Origin of the sequence: Thalassotalea hakodatensis, assembly GCF_030295995.1 — a bacterium.
Classification (GTDB): domain Bacteria; phylum Pseudomonadota; class Gammaproteobacteria; order Enterobacterales; family Alteromonadaceae; genus Thalassotalea_C; species Thalassotalea_C hakodatensis.
On sequence record NZ_AP027365.1, the window covers coordinates 497832 to 515274 of the forward strand.

Consider the following 17443-nt stretch of genomic DNA (forward strand, 5'->3'; position numbering starts at 1 on the left):
GAATTAAACGCTTTAGAGGCACGGCGTTGATTGCAGAGAATGGTTATTCAGGAGAACGTGCTCCTGCGTTCTCTAATAAGCTACATCCTTGTAGCGTCCTTTTCAAAATCAACAACACAGGCTATGAAGCGTTTAAACTCGCCCTTTGGGCTGACGAATCCCCAAAAAATGACAAGCACAACATTTTATGATCTTATTAGTTCGCCAAAACAAAAATAAGAGTAAAATGCTATGCCTGAATCCTTACTTTGCCATAACTTCTTTGATAAGTCCTTATCGAATTTCAATCAAGCGAGAATGAAGACACTTAAAGCATGCTCTGAAGCACTTATAGCGTCTGATAGATTAACCTTAACAAGTTTGGGGCGTTACTTAGCTGGGCGTGCGAACATTAAGCATAAAATAAAAAGGGTTGATCGTTTTCTTAATAACGAGCATTTGTTTAACCAACAAGTTGAAATATACGCTTCGTTGGCCAAGCCAATCATTAGCAACTTGCCTTGTTTAGCCATTGCAGTGGACTGGAGTGGTTGTTGCCGTTCAGATTACCACCTGCTTAGAGCGAGTTTACTCGTTGATGGTCGTTCTTTAGTGCTTTACAACATGGTTGTTGAATTAAAAGATTTTGATACGCCAGAAACCAATGCCAGATTTTTAGACAACCTCCTTCAAGTTATTGGTGAACACCGGTCCGTTTATATTTTGTCAGATGGTGGTTTTCTTACTCCTTGGTATACTAAAGTCCGTTCATTAGGATGGCACTTTATTGGCCGTCTCAGAGGCACGATGACATGTAAGTTAGAAGGTAAAAATACTTGGGAAAAACTCCCTGCCTTTCATCAGGGAGCGAGCTGTCAACCAACTCGACTTGGCAAAGCGAGGGTTACTCAACACAGTCCAACAGCATGTGATGCATTTCTCCATTTGTACAAAGGAAAATACAAAGGACGAAAAGGGAATAGCCGTTTTACTAAAGATACTCGCATGTATCGACGGCATGCTCATGAGCCATGGTTACTCGCAACATCAGATAATACACTCACTAGTGATCAAGTAATTAAGTTGTACAGTAAAAGGATGCAAATTGAGCAAAACTTTCGCGATGACAAAAGCCAACAATATGGCTTTTCGTGGCGGTTTAGTAAAACACAAGGCGTAAGGCGAATGAGTGCCTTGTGCTTAATTGCATGTTTAGCTAGTCTATTACTTTGGTTTGTTGGCTTTGAAGGGGAGCAGCGCAATTGGCAAATAATGTTTCAGGCTAATACGATAAAACACCGCAGAGTTCTATCGTTTCTTACATTGGCGAAGCAAGTAATTCGGCATAGACTCCACAAAATTAAAAATCACTATCTACAGAAAAGTCGAGAAAACTTTTTAGCTTATTATCAAATATGTTCAGTTATATAAAAATGGGGATCCGTCAGCCCTTCGGGAGCGTGTTAGAGGCGCGATAATTGCGCAAAACGTGTTTGATGTAGAACAACTATACCTGCACACGTTTCACTTATTCTCCCACCTCTGACATCGCTCTGAACTGACTTAATCTTTATGCGAATTGGTATAACCTGAGTTCGGCATAACAATTGCGTGAACAGTGTGATAAATAAAAAGCTCACCGTTTCAGTGGATTAGCTAACTTCTTATCCAGAGAGCAGGTTAAGTAATAATGTGTTATTTGTGTTTAAATGGTGGTGTCCCGAGTTTTACTCGGGATTTGCTCGACAATGAGTGTTAATGAAATCTTGGTGTTGCATCGCTTGCTGTGCAGCATTTTCAATAGATTGTTTCATTTGTGCTAAATTTTTGCTCATCACATCAAAAGGCATGTTAGCAATACGCTCATCAAAACGCTTTTGCTTGATATCAAAAGCATTGTACATCGTAAGCCAACTAGCTGCTTCGAAGGACTCACTTTCTCGCATGATGATATGCCCGCGGCTTTCAAAAACTGCTATTTTATGCGCTAACGTTTCGGGAATATCCATCTTTTGGCAATGACGCCAGAAAGCTGAATCATCACGTTTTGTTGCTTTATAGTGTAAAATGAGAAAGTCGCGAATGTGCTCAACTTCATCATTATGCAAGCGATTTACTTCATCAATATCATGTTGATTAAAAGATTGATCAGGAAAAAACGTTAATAACTTATCAATGACTGACTGTATTAACGAAATACTCGTAGATTCTAAAGGTTCTAAAAAGCCAGAAGATAGCCCTATTGCGACACAATTTTTATTCCAAACTTGCTTTCTACGTCCTGGTGTAAAACGAAATTTTCTCACTTGGTTAATGGTTGCGCCTTGTACACTATCAAGTAAGGTACGTTCGGCGTCATCATCAGTTTGAAATTGACTTGCATAGATATAGCCATTGCCCATACGGTGTTGTAAAGGGATGCGCCATTGCCAGCCAGATGATTTAGCAATTGAGCGTGTATATGGTGTAGGTTCGCCAACCAGTTCAGTTTGCACGGCCATAGCGCGATCGCAGATCAACCATTGACTCCAATCTTCATAGCCTGTTTGTAATGCTTCTTCAATCAGCAGGCCTTTAAAGCCAGAACAATCAATAAATAAATCCCCTTCAACAATTTCACCATTATCGAGTGTTACAGCAGAAATGAATCCATTATTTTGATTTAATTCAACACTGTTAATGAGAGCATCTATGTGCTTTACACCTAAATTCATTGCAAAATCTTTTAAAAAGTTAGCGTATAGGCCAGCGTCAAAATGAAAGGCATATTGGTAGTCAGCAAGAGGGCTTGGCGGGTTAGGGTGAGGCTGAGCAAATTTTCCTTTTTTTGCAAGTACTGCGGGAAAGCAATAATCTTCAATATTTAATGCCGCACCTTGATGGTTTGCTTGGTTGATATATTGATGAAATTCAATATTGTTAATCGGCATCCCATAGTCAGAGAAAGGATGAAAAAAATTTTCTCCTTGTTGGTGCCAGTTTTCAAATTGAATACCAAGCTTGAAAGTTGCCTGAGTTGCTTTAATTAAATCGAGTTCGTTAATACCCAAGTTTTTATTATAGCTAACAATATTTGGTATTGTTGCTTCACCAACACCAACAGTCCCTAAAGCGCTTGACTCGATAATCGTAACATCAACGTTTTTGCCTTCTAAGAAACGGCCTAAACTTGCTGCACTCATCCAGCCTGCGGTACCACCACCAACAATGACAACTTTTTTAATGGGCTCTGACATAAAGTACACTCTCAACGATTTCAAGATTTATGGGACTATATCACGGGTAATTAGCGTTAAATAGAAGATTGGTGCAAATAAAATAAAGTGATTAATATGTCTATAACCTAGCGTTGCTTGAGGCTTGTGTAAAGATTTTTTTGACAGCGCTGTCAAAATGAGTCATGTTTATACGATCAATCAAAAAAATAAAATGAGTAGCGAAATGATGAAAAAGAATGACTTTGCCGCTTTAGCGACTGCGGTTGTTATGTTGTTAGGGTGTGGTAACCCTCAAGCGCCGTCGACTCAAGATGAGCAACCTTCAGAGACAAAAATGCAACAAACGCACTCGTTAACACAACAACAGTTAGATAACATTGCTACTTCATTACAGGTAACTTTTGTGCTGGTAACTAACCAAGCTGGCGATAAGTGCGATAAAAATAAAACTGATGGCTTATGCTTTGAGGCACAGTTTCAGTTAACGGCAACTGAGGATTTGCCCGCGGCAGGTTGGAGTATTTATTACAGCCAAATTGCACCGTTACACAACTTCGATGGAGAATTATTTACCTTAGAACATCTAAATGGCGATCTTCATCGGTTAACGCCAACGGATAAATTTACCGGTATCAACAAAGGCGAAAGTGAAACCATTACTTTCCGTGCGAGTTTTTGGACCTTGGCGGAATCTGACATCATGCCAAATATGATTATATCGGCACCTGATTTAGCACCAAAAGTTATCGAAAGCACTAAAACTGGCATTGATTCAGAAACAAAAATGGAAGTGCTTAAACATGTGAAAAGCTATTCAGATTATCAGCATCATTTTCAACGAACGCCCAGCGATAAAACGCAGTGGTTAACCGCCGAAGATTTTTATCAAAGAAACAAAGTGCTTGGAGAAAAGTTACTTGATGTGAGCAAGGTGATTATTCCTACGCCAAAAAACATTGTTTTCCCTGAACCATCAGGAGTGTTAGAGCTTACTTCTGGCCTTACAGTTGATTACGGTAATGTACCATCAGAAAGTGTTGCCGCAGCGTTGCATCGCCTTACCTTGCTTGGCGTTGAACAAGCCACAAACGGTGTAAAGGTTAAATTAAGCATAGTGCCAGATCCGGAAAAAATGATTGGTAGTTACACCTTAACAGCTTTAAATACAGGGATCCGTATCACCGGTGTTGATGAAGCTGGTGTCTTTAACGGACTACAATCTCTCGCAAGTTTATTGACTGTTAACGAGCCGCGAATACCGTATGTGAGTATCCAAGATGAGCCGCTTTTTGAATTTCGAGGATTATTAGTTGATGTAGCACGTAATTTTCGTGATAAAAATTTTATTATCAAGTTAATGGATCAAATGGCGGCTTATAAACTCAATAAGTTGCATTTACATATGGGTGAAGATGAAGGGTGGCGTTTGGAAATACCAGGGTTACCGGAATTAACAGAGGTAAGCGGTAAACGTTGTTTTGATGTTACGGAACAAAAATGTTTAATGCCTCAGCTAGGTGCTGGAGTAGATGAAAATAACAAAAATAATGGTTTTTATAGTGTTGACGATTATACCGAAATTTTGAAAGCAGCCACGGCACGTCATATTCAGGTATTACCATCACTTGATATGCCTGGACATTCTCGCGCTGCAATAAAAGCGATGACTGCACGCTACAACAAGTACATGCAATTAGAAGATAAAGCAAAGGCAGAGCAGTATTTATTACATGATCCCAATGATATAACTAAGTATTCATCGGTGCAGTTTTATAACGACAATACGATTAACGCTTGCCAAGAGTCTTCTTATGCTTTCGTTGAAAAGGTGATGACGGAAGTGAAAAATATTCATCAAGCAGCGGGGCAACCCTTAACACGCTATCATATTGGCGCAGATGAAACAGCCGGTGCTTGGCTTGAATCGCCTGTGTGTAAAGCCTTTATTGAAAACAATGATAAAGGCGTGACTGACATGAAGCAGTTAGGTGCATATTTTGTAGAACGCGTTGCCAATATGATCTCTGACATGGGCATAGAACCAGCAGCATGGAGCGATGGCCTAGAGCACGTAAATAAAGAGAATATGCCAGCGGTAGTGCAAGCGAATTCATGGGGGCATATTCCTTGGGGGGCACACCATGTGGTTAATAAGTTTGTGAATCAAAATTGGCAGGTGGTGATGTCGACACCTGATGTTACTTACTTTGACTTTCCGTATGAAGCCGACCCTAAAGAGCATGGTTACTATTGGGCATCTCGTCATACAAATACGGAAAAAGTTTTCCAATTTATGCCACAAAACTTACCTGTGCATGCTGAATTTTGGTTAGATAGACAAGACAATCCGTTCTCGATTGACGATACCTTACAAAAAGATGAACAAGGCAATGTTATCAATCGTCCGATGAAGCAAGGGCGAAACGTGCTTGGCATTCAAGGGCAACTGTGGAGCGAAAATGTACGGACAGACAACGTGGCTGAGTATAAAATTTTTCCAAGGTTAATCGCGTTAGCAGAAAGAGCATGGTACGAGCCTGAATGGGTAGTCACTTATAATTACCAAGGCGCTAAATACTCACAATCAACCAATGCATTCACCGCAGAAAAAGAAGCATTAAGAAATGAAAAATGGCGTGTATTTGCCAATGCGTTGGGGCAAAAAGAGCTGCCTAAGCTCGATCTTGCTAGAGTGACCTACCGCTTACCAACGGCCGGTGCACAAATTAAACAAGGAAAGCTGTATGCAAATAGTGCATTTCCGGGACTAACCATCGAATATAAAGAAAAAAATAAAAATTGGATAACCTATCAGAAACCTATAGCTGTTAGTAACGATGTAGCAATACGAACTAGCACGCAAGAGGGTGATAGGAAAAGTAGAATAACAAAAGTAAGGTTTCAACCGTAGTGAATACGTCGGCAATAACAAGTAAATTTAACAAGGCACTTGGCCTTTTATGGCATTATTTTATTGCTGACGTTAGCAATGCGTTGAAATTAGTGAATGGATATATTATCACTCGCCTATAAAAGTGTAGAGTAATCAATATTTTGTACACTTATTCATTAATTGTTTATAAAAACAGGGTAATTTTCTTAAAAAGTAAATGACAACGCTGTCATTTCTGGTTAAGATAAATTTATCTAAATATATAAGTTTTAATTTGTAATCAACTTTTAGTATTACAAATGTAGTAAGCATGAGGTCAAAATGCCTAGCAGCAGTGACATTAATAACACATACTTTTTAGGCATCGATGGCGGTGGTAGTAAATGTAAAGCCATTATCGTTGATGCGGATAATAAAGTACTTGGAGAAGGCATTTCAGGCCCAGCGAACCCCTTACATGGCTTTGAGCAAGCAGTTAATTCAATAACTGAGTCTGCTCACATTGCACTCAAGGCATCAGGTTTGAATTTGCAGTTAAGTGATTTAACAGCAGGTGTTGGTTTAGCAGGGGTTAACTTGCCTGCACTATTTGAACAAATGTCTAACTGGCAACACCCGTTTGGCAAAATGTTTTTAGCTACTGACCTATTGATTGCTTGCTTAGCTGCACATAATGGTGATGATGGTGCTGTTATGATAACGGGTACCGGCTCATGTGGTTTCTCTTATGTAGATGGGCATCCTTATACCATTGGTGGACATGGTTTTCCACATGGTGATAAAGGCAGTGGCGCTTGGTTTGGCTTTCAAGCCGCAAATTATGTATTAATGTCATTAGACGGTTTAAAAGCACCGTCAATGATTAATGAAAAATTACTCACCTTGTTAGATGTGCAAGATGGCTTACAAATGGTGGAAGCTATCGCCGGAAAACCTGCTGCTTTCTACGCTAAACTGGCAAATCTTGTCTTCGATGCGGCGGAAGAAGGTGATTTTGCAGCTAAAGCGATTGTTGAAGAAGGCGCTTGTTATATTAGTGGTGTTGCTCGACAGCTTGAAAAACAAAGCCCTCCGAGAATTTCGTTGATTGGAGGATTAACTCCTCGAATAAAGCCTTGGTTGGATGAAGATATAAAACATAAACTTGCTGAGCCAATATGTGCGCCTGAAATGGGCTCGGTAATTTTTGCTCAGCAACAACTCGCGTTGCTTTAATTAGTTAGAAATTTAAAAGATATAAGGTTTACACATGACACAAACAATTATGGAGCAAGAAGCTAAACAAGCTCCTTCAGTGATTAAAGGCCAACTTTCGGCAAACCAAGCATTGGCGAAGTCTATCGGTGAAAAGTTACGTCAAATTAATCCAAAAATGGTGATGATTATTGGCCGAGGCTCATCAGATCACGCAGGTGTATTTGGTAAGTATTTAATCGAGGTTGAAGCCGGTGTGCCTACCTTTGCCGCAGCACCATCAGTATCGAGTGTTTATGGCAAGCAACTTAAACTTGAGCAAGCCGTTGCCATCGTTATTTCTCAATCAGGCCGTAGTCCTGACATTATCGCTCAAGCTGAAATGGCAAAAAAAGGTGGCGCATATGTCATCGCGTTAGTAAATGATGAAACATCACCATTAAAAGATATCGTTGATGAAGTATTACCGCTAAAAGCTGGCGCAGAAGTGTCTGTTGCAGCAACCAAAAGTTATTTAGCTACTTTATCAGCATTGTTGCAGTTAACTGCTTTTTGGACCGAAAATGAATCACTTATTAATGCATTAGATACGCTTCCAGATGCCTTACAAACTATCATTGATTCAGAGCCACAATTAACTTCTAAGTCAATTGAAGGCGTTAAAAATATGGTCGTACTAGGGCGTGGCCTAGGTTATGCAATCACTAAAGAAATGGCGTTAAAATTAAAAGAAGTGAGCTCAATTCATGCTGAAGCATTTAGCTCAGCAGAGTTCTTACATGGGCCAGTAACGCTTGTTGAACAAGGGTTAGCTATTTTAAATGCAGCGGTGAATGATGAAAGTGCGCCTTCACATCAAGAACAAATTGATGAAGTAACACAGCGTGGTGCTGACTTAGTGCATATTCGTCAAACAGATAACTCAGTGCATCCGCGATTAGCACCATTAGTGGTATTGCAACGTTTTTACCTTGATGTGGCTGAAGTCGCTGTCTCGAGAGGTTTTAATCCAGATGAGCCGAAAGGCCTTAAAAAAGTCACTAAGACATTATAATGACTAGTTTACGTCTACATGTTCATCAATTATTCGACGGTCAGCAAGTGCTTGACCATCAAGTATTGACCGTTACTGACGGCACCATAACGGCGATCGATAATGATACCTCAAATGCTGATGACGTGATCTCGGCATTCGTTGTACCTGGTTTTATTGATCTACAGGTTAACGGTGGTGGTGGTGTATTATTTAATGATTCTCCCTCATTAGAGAAGTTAACCACCATCATCGCCGTTCATCATCAGTTTGGAACAACAGGCATGCTGCCAACGTTGATCACAGACAAAATTGAAGTGATGGAGCAAGCAGCAGATGCAATGGCTGCTGCTATTAGCAATAAAGTACCTGGAATATTAGGCATACACTTTGAAGGCCCGCATTTATCGGTTGCTAAAAAAGGCACACATGCGGAAGAATATATTCGCCCGATTAGCGATCGAGAGTGGCAGGTATTATCACGCAAAGATATCGGGCAGGTTTTAGTAACCTTAGCTCCAGAAACTGTTTCGGTAGAAGATATAAGTCGAATGGTATCGTTAGGCATCAAAGTATGTTTAGGACATACAAACGCTGATTATCCAACAGCGCAAGCTGCGATTGATGCTGGCGCTGATGGCTTTACTCATTTATATAACGCTATGTCACCGATTCAAGGAAGAGAACCAGGGGTTACTGGTTGTGCTCTACTTAATGATAACGCAAGTTGTGGCATTATCATCGATGGACATCATGTTGATTATACTACCGCTAAATTAGCATTAAAAACGAAACCAAAAGGAAAAGTGTTTTTGGTTACTGATGCAATGTCTACCATTGGTACAAATCAAACTGAGTTTTCATTTTTTGATCGAACAGTGTATTTGCGAGATGGCCGCTTAACATCAACTACCGGTGAATTAGCGGGGGCAGCCTTAGATATGATTACCGCTGTAAATAATAGTCATCATGGGCTAGACATATCGTTTGAAGAAGCTGTTAGAATGGCTAGCAAGTACCCAGCAAATTATATAAATCAATCGGGTATTCGAGGTGAATTACAAGTAGGTCAAGCTGCTGATTTCTTGGTGTTAAATCAAGATCACCAAGTTATATCTACTTGGGTTGCAGGGAAGCCTGTATATAACGCATAACAATTTATAGCAATAACAATAATAAGATTAAAATTTGAGGAAACTATGGAAATGTCCGTATCAACAGATAAAAAACAAAGTAGCGTCGTGCCTATGGCAATCGTTGCTACGCTCTTCTTTATATTAGGGTTTGCGACTTGGCTTAATGGCTCTTTAATGCCGTATTTGAAGCAGATTTTAGATTTAACACCCGTACAAGCGTCGTTAATTCTTTTCTCTTTTTACATTGCTGTTACTTTTACTGCAATTCCTTCAGCAGCCGTCATTAGAAAAGTTGGATATAAAAATGGTATGGCGTTAGGCATGGCGACGATGATGGTTGCAGGTTTACTTTTTATTCCAGCAGCTAAAACGCAAATATTTGCTTTATTCTTATTTGCTCAACTTATTATGGGGGTAGGTCAAACGTTATTACAAACGGCCGTGAACCCTTATGTTGTGCGATTAGGCCCAGAAGAATCGGCCGCAGCACGTATTAGTGTAATGGGGATACTAAATAAAGGTGCTGGTGTCGTTGCACCAATGGTATTTACCGCACTTATATTAAGCAACTTCACCGATTTAGTTGGTAAAGAGTTAACACAAGAAGATATTGATTTAATGGCTGATGGGCTAGTGTTGCCGTATTTAGGCATGGCATTATTTATTGGTTTACTCGCTTTGGCTGTTAAAAAATCTCCTTTACCTGAGTTAAAAAGTGAAGAGGAAGAAAGCGATAAAGGTCAGGTTAAAGAAGCTTTATCTCATCCAAACCTTCGTTTTGGCGTGATTGCAATTTTTGTTTATGTCGCTGTAGAGGTTATTGCAGGGGATACTATTGGCACTTACGCATTGTCGTTAGGTGTAGAAAATTATAGTGTTATGACTTCTTATACCATGATTTGTATGGTAGCGGGTTATATCTTAGGTATTGTACTTATTCCTCGTTATATATCACAAGCAAAAGCGTTAGCCGCTTCTGCAGTCTTAGGTGTCGTCTTATCATTAGGCGTATTGTTTTCTGATGATCAGTCTTTCATCATTGCGAATTCATTATTAGTGCCATTTGGTGGAGCCTTACTACCAGATCCTTTATTACTAATTGCCTTTTTAGGGTTGGCGAATGCGATTTGTTGGCCGGCAATATTTCCTCTTGCTTTGTCAGGTCTTGGTCAATTAACAAGTACTGGTTCGGCGCTGTTAGTGATGGGGATTGCTGGTGGTGCCTTTGGTCCCTTATTTTGGGGTATTGCAACAGGAACTTCATTTGGCCAGCAAGGCGGCTATATCGTGATGTTACCTTGTTATTTATATATCTTATTTTATGCAGTAAAAGGGCACAAAATGCGTAAGAAAGCGTAGTATTTTGTCTCTCTGGAAATTTGCCAGAAATGGCATACCATCTCACTAGTTGAGGGTGCGTTAAAAAGATCTTATGTGATCGCCCTGGGTTTCGGCTCAGGGTTTTTTTTCGTTTAAACTGCGTGAAAACTTGTAATAAAATTTGATGTTTAAGGTGATCTCAAAGGGAAAGTTCCGTATCATGCTACTACTTTAGTAAGCAAAAGTAGTCATTTTATTTGTAAGTAGGCTATTTATAGTTTTACTTATATATTTTCAAAACTCGTTAGTTGTCGCACGAATAAGTAGGGTGTAATGAGTCATAAAACTGAACTAGTCACAATTATTTACTATTGTGATAAATCAATCGAATTGTTCCATCATATTGGACATTTTGAAACTAGTAAAACAGGCAGAATTATTTTACCTGATAGCTTTAAAAAGGGTAAATCGATAGTTGCTGTGTGCCGCGGTGAGGTAGATATTATGAATAAAATAGGTGATCGAATTTTACCAAATGAAGACGTTGCATAACACGAAATATAAAGCTATCAATATGAAATATAGCCACTAACGTTAACGTCAGTGGCTATTCAATGAAATTAATATTTATTGGAATATTCAGGTGGTGTATGGCCTTCGCCTAAAGCATCAGCAACTTCTTTAGGCATATAATTTTCGTCATGTTTCGCTAACACTTCAGTTGCCTCTAAAACCCTGTTTTCTATTAATACTCCGTTAGCAATGATACCTTGGCCTTCCCTAAAAAGGTCAGGTAATATGCCGTCATATTTTACGGTAATGGTTTCACCCTTATTAGTTAAGCCAAATTGTACTTTTAAGCTATCAGGGTTTCGTGAAACAGACCCAACTACTACTAGACCGCCTACGCGAATTCGCTGCCCAATTACTGGTTTGTTACCCGTATCATCTTTACCGTGAATAATCTCATGTGGTGTATAAAATAAATCAATATTTTGATTTAAAGCGTATAAAACTAATGTTGTGATCAAACTAATGCCTATTAGTATTGACACAACGATTGTTAATCGTTTTTTTCGTCTTGGATTCATGAGCTACCTCTTGTCTTGATTTTGTTCAAGCGCTGCTTGTCTTAATTTCTTCTCTCGATTATAACGGCGTTTAATCTGTGTCAGGGTGGCATGATGTTTCGCATTGGAAAATAAAGCCAGTAATACAAAAATTACAAATGTAAAACCGTATGAAAGCCATACGTAAAAACCATGCCCGTCCATTGCGATAAATTCTGCGAAGTTTGAAAATTGCATGTTTATTTCTCTGTTTGATTCACTAAATGTTTTACCCAAGGGCGGGTGGCATTTCTTTCAAGTAGTTCAGTTTTAAACCGTAAACAAATCAGCCAACTTATAAGGAAAACAAAGCCAAACAAACAAACCACAAAGGGTAGATACATGTCCATGGTCATCGCAGGCTTTCCTATTTGGGTTACTGTTTGGCCTTGATGCAATGTATTCCACCATTCAACGGAATATTTAATGATCGGTACATTTACAACCCCAACTATTGCTAAAATGCCTGCAGCTTTACTTCCCTGAGCTTTATCTTCAAAAGCATTGTGTAAAGCGATAACGCCTAAATAAAGAAATAACTGAATTAATTGCGAGGTTAATCTGGCATCCCATACCCACCATGTACCCCATGTGGGTTTACCCCAAGCGGCACCGGTGAATAGCGCAACTGCGGTTAATGCTGCACCAACAGGTGCAATGGCTGCAACTGAAGCGTCAGCTAACTTTAATTGCCATACGAGGGCACTAAAAGCAATAATTGCCATTGCCACATACGCACTGAGTGAAAGAATGGCAGATGGAACATGGATGTAAAAAATTCGAAAACTATTACCTTGTTGGTAATCAGGTGGCACAAATAAAAGCGCCCACGTCATTCCAACGGTTAATAAAATCATTGCTAAATAGCCAAACCAAGGTGTTAGCTTTTCTGTTAATTGAAAAGTTTTTTCAGGGTTAGCGTATGGGTGTAACCATTTCCACATTTAGTTAGTACTCACTTTTAATGCTGCGCTCACAGCAAATGGTGAAAGCGTAACAGAACCGATAAAAAGTGCGCCGATTATAGCAAGTTGTCCCGTGTAGGGTAAGTTCATTGCTGCAGTATCTATTGCACTTGTCGCAAAAATTAATAATGGGATATATAAAGGTAAAATTAACAAACTCAGTAACACTCCACCTTTTTTAACGCCAACGGTTAACGCAACACCAATTGCGCCGATAAAACTTAATACAGGGGTTCCAATAAGCAAGGTTAATAATAATGCCCCATATGCATTTTCAGGAAGATACAATAATACCGCGAGTAATGGTGAAATTAAAATCAGGGGTAAACCGCTGATGATCCAATGTGCGCATATTTTAGCGAGTACAATAATAAATGTTGGGCTTGGGCTTAACAGCATTTGCTCAAGAGCGCCATCGGCATGATCACTTTTAAAGAGGCGGTCTAACGATAAGAGTGTGGCTAGTAAAGCAGCAACCCAAATAATGCCGGGCGCTATTCTAGCAAGCATATTAGGCTCAGGACCAATGCCAAGAGGAAAAAGCGTGACAACCAAAATAAAAAATAATAATGGGTTAGCAATATCATCTTTATGACGGAAAGCAATAGTGAGATCGCGCTTAAATACGGTGTAAAAAACCCGCCGATATGAAATTGAAGTATTGATTTCTTTACTCATAGATTAACCTAGAAAAACCTATATTCAAGCGTAAGCTTTTGATAGCAACTAATGGGCATTTGTAAGTCTTGATGCGTGGTCAAAATAACAGCCCCACCATTGTTAGCGTGTTCTTTTATAAGCTGTTCTAGCTTTAATACCCCTTTTTTGTCAATTGCGGTAAATGGTTCATCTAAAATCCATAGTTTCGCTGGGGTTTGCCATAATTGTGCTAACGCTATTCTTCGGTGTTGACCAGCACTTAAATGGGAAGCAAGAGCATCTTCAAAGCCTAATAAATTAACTTCTGAGAGCGTCTCTTCGGCTTTTTGAATAGGTAATCCATGCAATGCTAAGGAGAAAGCTAAATTTTCTTCGGCGGTTAATTCATCTTTAACGCCAACCTGGTGGCCAAGGTAAAGCATATTTTGGTGAAAATATTCTTCACAAGTTCGAATAGGTTTCCCTGCAAAATAGACTTGCCCCTCATAAGGAGAGGATAAGCCTGCTAAAATACGCAATAAGCTTGTTTTTCCTGCGCCATTTGGCCCTTCTACTTGTATAATATCACCGCGCTTTACTGTAAAGTTAAGCGCTTCAAAAAGCACTCTATCTTCTCTTATACAGGTTAAGTTTCGCGTTTCTAAAAGGGTATCGTCACAGTGACTCATGAAATGGTTCGTTTGTTACGTTATTGAAATTGTTGCTAGTGTAATCTAAATCACACACGTTAGTTTGATCTAGATCCTACACCAAGTAAGTAATTTATTATACCATTGCTTTCGTTCGCAAAATATATGCAACTTAACGCAAGATTACTGCTTTTTTTAGCGAAACGGTGGTAGAATTGCAGCAATTTTTGGCCTACGCATTTTACTTCATCAGCCAATTTTTGATGGTGACAGTGTGTTAGTCTGCCTTATAAGCGCTATCGGAGAAGTTTTATGATCCCTGAATTGGGGCACTTTGCCTTAATATTAGGATTGGCGTTTGCCATCTGTTTAAGTATCGTTCCACTTATTGGTGTTTTTACACGACAACCTATCCTTGTTGGTTATGCAAAGCCCCTTACCTTAGGGATGTTTGTGTTTACCGGGCTTAGTCTCATCATACTAGCGTATTTATTCGTTATTGATGACTTCTCTGTTAAATATATTGCTGGTCATTCTAATTCGTTATTACCTTATTATTTTAAAATCAGTGCAGTGTGGGGAGGTCATGAAGGCTCCTTATTACTGTGGGTTTTTTCGTTAACGGCATGGACAATGGCGGTCGCTAAATTTAGCAAAGGTATTGATGAAGGATTTATCGCGCGAGTACTTGCTATATTAGGTATGGTGTCAGTAGGGTTTATGTTGTTTACCATTTTAACATCGAACCCCTTTGAACGCTTATGGCCGATTGTTCCGTTAGAGGGGCGTGATCTAAACCCATTACTGCAAGATGTAGGCTTAATTATTCATCCGCCCATGTTGTATTTAGGGTATGTAGGTTTTGCAGTTGCCTTTGCTTTTGCAATAGCGGCATTAATGTGTGGAAAGCTAGACGCTGCCTGGGCTAGATGGGCCCGTCCTTGGGTAACCGCAGCATGGATATTCCTTACTCTGGGTATTGCATTAGGCAGTTGGTGGGCATACTACGAATTAGGCTGGGGTGGTTGGTGGTTCTGGGATCCCGTTGAAAACGCCTCGTTTATGCCGTGGCTTGTGGGTACGGCATTATTGCATTCATTAGCGGTAACTGAAAAGCGCGGCGCGTTTAGGAACTGGACCGTGCTACTTGCTATATTTGCTTTTAGTTTAAGCTTATTAGGTACATTTTTAGTCCGTTCTGGTGTAATCACATCAGTACATTCTTTTGCCTCTGATCCAACGCGTGGCATGTTTATTTTACTACTATTAGCGATTGCTGTTGGTGGTTCGTTGATCTTGTTCGCCTTTAGAGCATCCAATGTTTCTAGCTTTAGTCGTTTCTCATTTTACTCACGCGAAACGGCATTATTATTGTGTAATATTATCCTAGTGGTTGCCTCGATAACGGTATTACTTGGTACGTTGTATCCATTAATGATTGATGCAGCAGGTCTTGGAAAAATATCTGTTGGTCCCCCTTATTTTAATGCGGTGTTTGTACCAATTATGAGTGTGTTATTTCTTGCGATGGGTATAGGGCCGCTGATTCGCTGGAAAAAAGCGAAAAAAGGGGAGTTGCGAAAGCAAATTACTAAACCTTCGATTGCAAGTATCGTATTAGGCATATTATTTCCATTGGTATATGCCGGCGAGATTAACTTATTAGCAAGCTTTGGAATGACCCTCGCTTTCTGGGTTTCACTCGTGGTGATAAAAGATTTAAGAAACCAAGCTAAACAAGGTAAGTCAGGTTATCAATTTTCACGTATTTCATTGAGTCAATGGGGAATGACGGCTGCGCATATGGGCATCGCGGTTACCATTGTGGGTGTTACCTTGGTGTCCATTTATGAAAAAGAAGTGAGTGTAAAAATGCACTATGGCGAATCGGTACATGTTTCTGGGTACGATGTTACCTTAAATGGTGTTATTCCCGTGAAAGGGCCAAATTATACTGCTGAGCAAGGGCAATTAGAAGTCACTAAAAATGGCGAATTCGTTGCCTTATTGAAACCTGAACGCAGAACCTATCTTGTTCAAACAATGGGTATGACCGAAGCTGGCATAGATCCAGGACTTTTTAGGGATGTATATGTAGCACTAGGGGATCCTTTACCTGACAATGCTTGGGCAGTGCGGATTCATTATAAACCATTTGTTCGTTGGATTTGGTTAGGGGCTATTTTTATGGGGATAGGTGGTTTTCTGGCGATGTTAGATAAACGTTACCGCCGTAAAAAGTCTGCGAATGTAAACACAAACCAAACCGTTATCGAGGGAGGAAATAATGAATAAAATAATCCGTTTTATTCCTCTAGTACTGTTTATTGCTTTAGGTGTTGTTTTGTATCGTGGTTTATCGTTGAATCCTCAGGAGTTACCCTCGGCATTGATAGGTAAGCCCATACCAACGTTTTCATTAACACAATTGTTGAAACCAGAAGTCACACTAACGGAAAAAGATCTCAAAGGAGATATCGTTTTACTGAATGTATGGGGAACATGGTGTGTGTATTGTAAATATGAACACCCGTACTTGGTAGATATCGCGAAAAGTAAACGTGTTTCTTTATATGGTCTTAACTATAAAGATGTACGTGAAGATGCGACTAAATGGCTCAAAGATTATGAAGACCCTTATGTTTTGTCAATTTTTGACCCCATGGGAAAGTTTGGCATTGAACTGGGTGTTACCGCGGCACCTGAAACGTTTGTTATTGATGCTAATGGGATCGTACGAATGAAGCATGTTGGGCCGATAGACGGTAAAATATGGCAACAAAAATTCATTCCAATGATTGAAAAACTAGAACAAGAGCAAGGAGTAACTCCATGAAGATGTTCACGATCATTGTTATTTTATTGTTGGGTATGATCTTAAGCGCATTTCCTGATAAAGCATTAGCAACCGATACTTACGTGTTTGATAACCCAGTGACTGAAATACGCTATAAAGCGTTAATCAAGGAACTTCGTTGTCCTAAATGTCAAAATCAGAACCTTGCCGATTCAAATGCACCTATTGCAAAAGATCTGCGCCGTGAAGTGTTTCAATTGTTGCAAGAAGGCAAGGCCGATAAAGAAATTGTTGATTTTATGGTGGCGCGATATGGCGAATTCGTATTATACCGCCCGAAAGTGTCACCGCTGACATATGTGCTTTGGTTTGGACCTTTAGTGCTGTTACTGATAGGTATCGTGGTACTGGTGCTGATTGTCCGTAAAAAACCAACGATTGACCGTTCTGCAAAACTGTCATCACAGCAAAAATCACAATTAGATCAAATTTTAAAAGATAAATAATCCT

16 protein-coding genes are annotated in these 17443 nt (G+C 39.6%); 10 read left to right on the forward strand and 6 right to left on the reverse strand.

The features are described from left to right. Nucleotides 1-231 precede the first annotated feature (231 nt). Nucleotides 232-1410, forward strand: a complete 1179-nt coding sequence (locus tag QUE72_RS02115) for an IS4 family transposase (RefSeq protein ID WP_286271215.1) — start codon at nt 232-234, stop codon at nt 1408-1410. Nucleotides 1411-1706: 296 nt separating this feature from the next. Here the strand turns inward: QUE72_RS02115 and QUE72_RS02120 are convergent, their stop codons facing one another. Then, entirely contained in the window at nt 1707-3215 is a 1509-nt protein-coding gene (locus QUE72_RS02120) for a tryptophan halogenase family protein (RefSeq protein ID WP_286271217.1), read from the reverse strand. A gap of 205 nt (nt 3216-3420) precedes the next feature. On the opposite strand from QUE72_RS02120, the gene QUE72_RS02125 reads away from it, so the two are divergent. The 6 genes from QUE72_RS02125 to QUE72_RS02150 all read left to right on the forward strand — a co-directional run bounded on the left by QUE72_RS02125 (nt 3421) and on the right by QUE72_RS02150 (nt 11325). Further along, a complete protein-coding gene (locus QUE72_RS02125; RefSeq protein ID WP_286271218.1) occupies nt 3421-6108 on the forward strand; it encodes a family 20 glycosylhydrolase in 2688 nt (895 codons plus the stop codon). Between the two features lie 303 nt (nt 6109-6411). Continuing rightward, nucleotides 6412-7305 carry an N-acetylglucosamine kinase gene (gene nagK, locus QUE72_RS02130; protein WP_286271219.1) on the forward strand — a complete coding sequence of 298 codons (894 nt, stop codon included), beginning with the start codon at nt 6412-6414 and terminating at the stop codon, nt 7303-7305. 34 nt (nt 7306-7339) lie between these two features. Next, nucleotides 7340-8338, forward strand: coding sequence for a glucosamine-6-phosphate deaminase NagB-II (gene nagB-II / locus QUE72_RS02135; RefSeq protein ID WP_074498793.1), 999 nt, complete (start codon nt 7340-7342; stop codon nt 8336-8338). Further along, the gene (gene nagA / locus QUE72_RS02140; RefSeq protein ID WP_286271220.1) at nt 8338-9471 is read left to right on the forward strand and encodes an N-acetylglucosamine-6-phosphate deacetylase; all 1134 of its coding nucleotides are present in this window, start codon (nt 8338-8340) and stop codon (nt 9469-9471) included. The genes nagB-II and nagA overlap by 1 nt, the downstream gene beginning before the upstream one ends. Nucleotides 9472-9522: 51 nt before the next feature. Further along, nucleotides 9523-10812 (forward strand): N-acetylglucosamine MFS transporter NagP, encoded by a 1290-nt coding sequence (gene nagP / locus QUE72_RS02145; protein WP_286271222.1) that lies wholly within the window; start codon nt 9523-9525, stop codon nt 10810-10812. Nucleotides 10813-11106: 294 nt separating this feature from the next. Then, nucleotides 11107-11325: a TIGR02922 family protein gene (locus QUE72_RS02150; RefSeq protein ID WP_286271223.1), complete on the forward strand. Its 219-nt coding sequence runs from the start codon at nt 11107-11109 to the stop codon at nt 11323-11325. A 68-nt stretch (nt 11326-11393) separates the two neighbouring features. Here QUE72_RS02150 and ccmE read toward each other — a convergent pair whose 3' ends face one another. The 5 genes from ccmE to ccmA are packed head-to-tail and all read right to left on the reverse strand — an operon-like array spanning nt 11394 to nt 14175. Beyond that, nucleotides 11394-11864, reverse strand: a complete 471-nt coding sequence (gene ccmE / locus QUE72_RS02155; protein ID WP_286271224.1) for a cytochrome c maturation protein CcmE — start codon at nt 11862-11864, stop codon at nt 11394-11396. Between the two features lie 3 nt (nt 11865-11867). Then, complete coding sequence (ccmD, locus tag QUE72_RS02160) at nt 11868-12080, reverse strand: heme exporter protein CcmD (protein WP_286271226.1); 213 nt, start codon at nt 12078-12080, stop codon at nt 11868-11870. 2 nt (nt 12081-12082) lie between these two features. Then, complete coding sequence (locus QUE72_RS02165) at nt 12083-12826, reverse strand: heme ABC transporter permease (protein WP_286271227.1); 744 nt, start codon at nt 12824-12826, stop codon at nt 12083-12085. Continuing rightward, nucleotides 12827-13525 (reverse strand): heme exporter protein CcmB, encoded by a 699-nt coding sequence (gene ccmB / locus QUE72_RS02170; protein ID WP_407704946.1) that lies wholly within the window; start codon nt 13523-13525, stop codon nt 12827-12829. It abuts the gene before it with no gap. Nucleotides 13526-13533: 8 nt separating this feature from the next. Continuing rightward, a complete protein-coding gene (gene ccmA / locus QUE72_RS02175) occupies nt 13534-14175 on the reverse strand; it encodes a cytochrome c biogenesis heme-transporting ATPase CcmA (protein WP_286271229.1) in 642 nt (213 codons plus the stop codon). A gap of 273 nt (nt 14176-14448) precedes the next feature. On the opposite strand from ccmA, the gene QUE72_RS02180 reads away from it, so the two are divergent. The 3 genes from QUE72_RS02180 to QUE72_RS02190 are packed head-to-tail and all read left to right on the forward strand — an operon-like array spanning nt 14449 to nt 17439. After that, complete coding sequence (locus QUE72_RS02180; protein WP_286271230.1) at nt 14449-16431, forward strand: heme lyase CcmF/NrfE family subunit; 1983 nt, start codon at nt 14449-14451, stop codon at nt 16429-16431. Then, nucleotides 16424-16972, forward strand: a complete 549-nt coding sequence (locus QUE72_RS02185; RefSeq protein ID WP_074498785.1) for a DsbE family thiol:disulfide interchange protein — start codon at nt 16424-16426, stop codon at nt 16970-16972. The genes QUE72_RS02180 and QUE72_RS02185 overlap by 8 nt, the downstream gene beginning before the upstream one ends. Next, nucleotides 16969-17439, forward strand: coding sequence for a cytochrome c-type biogenesis protein (locus QUE72_RS02190; RefSeq protein WP_074498784.1), 471 nt, complete (start codon nt 16969-16971; stop codon nt 17437-17439). Before QUE72_RS02185 ends, QUE72_RS02190 begins: the two co-directional genes overlap by 4 nt. Nucleotides 17440-17443: the final 4 nt, after the last annotated feature.